5 protein-coding genes and 1 pseudogene are annotated in these 3,834 nt (G+C 65.7%); 5 read left to right on the forward strand and 1 reads right to left on the reverse strand.

What is annotated here, in order from left to right:
- Nucleotides 1–226: pseudogene (locus QNO09_RS39475) on the forward strand (cation transporter); the annotation flags it as partial.
- A 231-nt stretch (nucleotides 227–457) separates the two neighbouring features.
- Here QNO09_RS39475 and QNO09_RS39480 read toward each other — a convergent pair.
- Nucleotides 458–655: an antitoxin gene (locus QNO09_RS39480; RefSeq protein WP_283975044.1), complete on the reverse strand. Its 198-nt coding sequence runs from the start codon at nucleotides 653–655 to the stop codon at nucleotides 458–460.
- 277 nt (nucleotides 656–932) lie between these two features.
- Between QNO09_RS39480 and QNO09_RS39485 the strand changes: the two genes are divergently transcribed.
- From QNO09_RS39485 to QNO09_RS39500, 4 genes are all read left to right on the forward strand, one after another.
- Nucleotides 933–1,652, forward strand: a complete 720-nt coding sequence (locus QNO09_RS39485; protein WP_283975045.1) for an HNH endonuclease family protein — start codon at nucleotides 933–935, stop codon at nucleotides 1,650–1,652.
- Nucleotides 1,649–1,939 (forward strand): hypothetical protein, encoded by a 291-nt coding sequence (locus QNO09_RS39490; RefSeq protein WP_283975046.1) that lies wholly within the window; start codon nucleotides 1,649–1,651, stop codon nucleotides 1,937–1,939. Before QNO09_RS39485 ends, QNO09_RS39490 begins: the two co-directional genes overlap by 4 nt.
- A 361-nt stretch (nucleotides 1,940–2,300) precedes the next feature.
- Nucleotides 2,301–2,606, forward strand: coding sequence for a transposase (locus QNO09_RS39495; RefSeq protein ID WP_283975047.1), 306 nt, complete (start codon nucleotides 2,301–2,303; stop codon nucleotides 2,604–2,606).
- Nucleotides 2,607–2,641: 35 nt separating this feature from the next.
- Complete coding sequence (locus QNO09_RS39500; protein ID WP_283975048.1) at nucleotides 2,642–3,766, forward strand: IS30 family transposase; 1,125 nt, start codon at nucleotides 2,642–2,644, stop codon at nucleotides 3,764–3,766.
- Nucleotides 3,767–3,834: the final 68 nt, after the last annotated feature.

Here is a 3,834-nt window from a genome sequence, read left to right on the forward strand (position 1 = left end):
GGACGCACTCAACCTGGTGGTCGGCGACATCGCCTATCGAGGCGGATCCCTCTACCACGCTGCGCACCCGGACGAACTGTTCCTTACCACCGGCGCGATCGTCATGACCGCCGTTCTGCTCGGCGGCCTCCTCGTCCGCCAGAAGCGAGGCTGGCTCAAGATCGGCTTCGACGGCATCCTGCTGATCACCATCTACGCCAGCATGGTTGCCGTGCTCGCCCTCTGAGAGACGAGCGCCCCTTCTCCCCCCGGATGCATATGACCAGCGCTCAGTGCTCGGTGCAGCAGGTGATTGAGGGCGCTGCTGGACACGGCGGTGGGCGTAGCCGTGAACATGCTGGTCGGCTGCCAATGAGCAGTACCAGAGAGCGCCGCGAGGGAAGACAAAGGGAGTTCGGGACCGGTGTGGTCCGGGTGCCTGGGCGTGGCAGCCGGACCCTTTGGCGCTGGCGAGCAGTCAGTCCTTCTTCGCACCCAGCTTCTCGACGTAGTCCTGGGCCTTGTCGACGGCGGTGTCGATCTTGTCGCTGTGCTTGCCGTCGGTCCTGTCGTCGATGAAGTCGCCGACCTTCTCCAGCCCGTCGGAGATCTTCTCTCCGTGGGCCTCGGCGAGATCCTCGGCCTTGTCCTTGAGGTTCTTCAGGGCATCGAACATATGGCGGTTTTGTCTCCTTCACTCAAGCTGCCTGGTGAAGGCAATGATTCCACGGTGGATACGGCGCACAAGACGGCCTTGGCGAACGTTTCCGGGGGGGTTAAGGACGGTGGGTTGTGGGCGCCGGTGTGCTCACAGCAGTCGTAGCAGAGCGTCGTCGATGGGACAGACAACCGCCTGAGTGGGTGGGGAACTGATGTGTGCGAGCTGGCGTACCGGAGTCGATAGGCTGCGCGGGCAGGTCTTCGGCCGCGAGCGCGAGGAGTACATCTAGGTCATGGTGGGTCAGCAGGGTTGGTGGGGGCGGAGCTTGGCGCTCGTGGCGGTGCTCGCGGTAGCCGGGTGCTCGGCGGTCGACGAGGCGGTATCGCCCACGGACGCGGACGGCAAACCCTCCGTCTCGGCCTCAGCTGGGGCCGGCGGCGGTCAGGCGGCCGACGACGGGACCCTGCCGGGCGTGCCGGGCGTCGCACAGGCGCGGGAGGAACTGGCCGGGCTGGAGGTGACCGCGCACGGCTCGATGTCCGGCTACAGCCGCGCCAAGTTCCCCCACTGGGCCGAGCAGGACAGTTGTGACACCCGGGAGACGGTGCTGGAGCGCGACGGCACCGACGTGAAGCGGGACGACGAATGCCGGGCCGTGTCCGGGAAGTGGGTCAGTGTCTACGACGACGAGGCGTTCACCGACGCCTCGGAGTTGGACATCGACCACACCGTGCCGCTCGCCAACGCCTGGCGCTCGGGGGCCAGTACCTGGAGCCAGGAGAAGCGCAAGGCGTTCGCCAACGACCTCACCCTCCCGCAACTGCTGGCGGTGTCGGCGGCTTCCAACCGGTCCAAGGGCGACCAAGGGCCGGATGAGTGGCAGCCACCGTCCAAGACGTACTGGTGCACCTACGCCCGCTCTTGGGTCTCGGTGAAGGCGACGTACAAGCTGTCGGTGACCGGGGCGGAGAAGGACATGCTGGGCGAGATGCTGGACACCTGCACCGCATGAACCCACACGACCCGGCAGCACAGCCGCAGAAACTCGTGGACGACGTCCAGGCAGGCCCCGGCGGGGCGATGACCGACGAAGTCGGCGTCATCACCGGAGAGCTGACCGTCGCCAGCAGCCTCCGACCCGACAGGCGTGCTGACATCGCCATCCAGTACACCGGCGCCGACGAGTGGTACACCCTCACAGGCAGCCCCACACCCCTGCCGCCCGGAGGGCTGACCGCCCTGCACCACGACATCCTGGACCGGATCCGCCACGGAAACGGCGCACAAGCTCCACTCTGATAAGCCCAGGAGACTTCAGCGACCGCCCCTCCGATAGTTTGTACCGCGCGCCGAGAGGGATGACACCGGCGGTGGAGGTCGACTGCAGTGGAGGTGGCTCCGTGCTCGGCTCGTGCACGAAGCCGGTGTTAGGGAAAAGCAGGTTGGGTCAGGCATCACCCGGCCCGGAGAGGGACGGCGTTTCCGGGGTCGCTTTGCTCCTGGCCGGTGGATGTCCCGGAGGATGAGGAGGGCGGCTGCGAGGACCGCCTGCTCCGCTCGGTACCTTGACTCGGCCTCGGCAGCGCGGGACTCTGAAGCTTCCCCTTGATCGTGGACACCTGGAGACTGGGACCTGAGGTTCCAGAGGAAGTAGCACCAGGTGGGAAACAAGTACACGAAGCGGTACACCGAAGAGTTCAAGCGGGACGCGATCGCGCTCGTCGACTCCTCGGGCAAAACGGTCACGGCGGTCGCCCGGGAACTCGGCATCAGCTCCGAGTCCCTGCGCGGCTGGTACCGCCGGGCCAAGGCAGACCAGAGCGAGGGGCAGCCGGGCGAGCTGACCAGCGCCGAGCGCGAGGAACTGCGACGGTTGCGCAAGGAGAACCGCGAACAGCAGCAGACCATCGAGATCCTGAAAAAAGCGACCTTAGATTCAACCGGTCAGAGCAACAGCGCTGGTTGAGGACGGTATACGTGGCGAGACTGGGTCGGCCGGGGATGTCGGACGAGATGAAGGCCGACCTGTGGCGGCGGTGGAGGTCCGGGGAGTCGATCAGCGTCATCTCGAGACAGATCGGCAAGCCGCCCGGCTCGGTGTTCACCGTCCTCAAGCACCACGGAGGAATCGCTCCCGTGCCCCGCAAGGCGCGTGCCGGAAGCTTGACCATGGGCGAGCGGGAGGAGATCTCACGCGGGCTTTGTGCCGGCAATTCCTACCGGGCGATCGCCGGCCTGCTGGGCCGTGCGGTGTCGACGATCAGCCGCGAAGTCAACAACAACGGCGGACGCGACGTGTACCGGGCAATCGCTGCGCAGGAACGCGCACTTGACCGCGCCCGGCGGCCGAAGCAGTGTCTGCTTGCCCGCAGGCCCGCGCTGAGGGAGACGGTGCTGCTTCTGCTGAGGGAGGAGTGGTCGCCGGCACAGATCGTCGGCCACTTGCGTCGGCATCATGGTGACGACCCGGGGATGGAGATCAGCCACGAGACGATCTACCGATCGGTCTACACCACCCGCTGGAAAGTGATCCCCCGCGAGCTGTCCAAGCGCCTGCGAACTGGCCGCCCGATCCGGAAGAACAAGCGCCACACGGTGAAAGGACAGTGGCGCTCACAGATCACCGATGCCCGACCAATCGAGCACCGGCCCCAGGCGGCGGAGGACCGCAGCGAGTTCGGGCATCTGGAAGGCGATCTGGTGATCGGCTCGAACAACAGCCAGGTCGCCACACTGGTCGACCGGAAGTCACGGTTCCTCACGATCGTGAAACTCGCCAGCCGCCACACCACCGTGGTCGTTCCCGCTCTGGCCGAGACCTACGAGCGCATGGACCCCCGACTACGCGGCACGCTGACCTGGGATCGCGGCATGGAACTGGCAGCCCACAAGCGGTTCACCGCCGACACCGGTGTCGACGTGTTCTTCGCAGCCCCGCGTAGCCCTTGGCAACGTGGCACCAACGAGAACACCAACAAGCTGCTCCGGCAGTACCTGCCCAAAGGCACGAACCTGTCGACGTTCAGCCAAGACGATCTTGATGCCATCGCGACGAAACTCAACAACCGTCCGCGCAAGTGCCTGGGATTCCGCACACCAGCCGAGAGTGTTGCCTTGACCGGTTGAATCTAAGTGGACGTTAAGTCCGATCTTTCTCAGTTCGTGATCACTCGATCGAGGTACTGGTCGCCGGG

This window comes from Streptomyces sp. 378, assembly GCF_030124145.1.
GTDB lineage: Bacteria > Actinomycetota > Actinomycetes > Streptomycetales > Streptomycetaceae > Streptomyces.

What these genes read in the sequence shown, in the direction of transcription:
- QNO09_RS39490 (WP_283975046.1), top strand. Translation starts at nt 1,649, where the DNA reads ATGAACCCACACGACCCGGCAGCACAGCCGCAGAAACTCGTGGACGAC.
- QNO09_RS39500 (WP_283975048.1), top strand. Translation starts at nt 2,642, where the DNA reads ATGTCGGACGAGATGAAGGCCGACCTGTGGCGGCGGTGGAGGTCCGGG.
- QNO09_RS39485 (WP_283975045.1), top strand. Translation starts at nt 933, where the DNA reads ATGGTGGGTCAGCAGGGTTGGTGGGGGCGGAGCTTGGCGCTCGTGGCG.
- QNO09_RS39480 (WP_283975044.1), bottom strand. Translation starts at nt 655, where the DNA reads ATGTTCGATGCCCTGAAGAACCTCAAGGACAAGGCCGAGGATCTCGCC.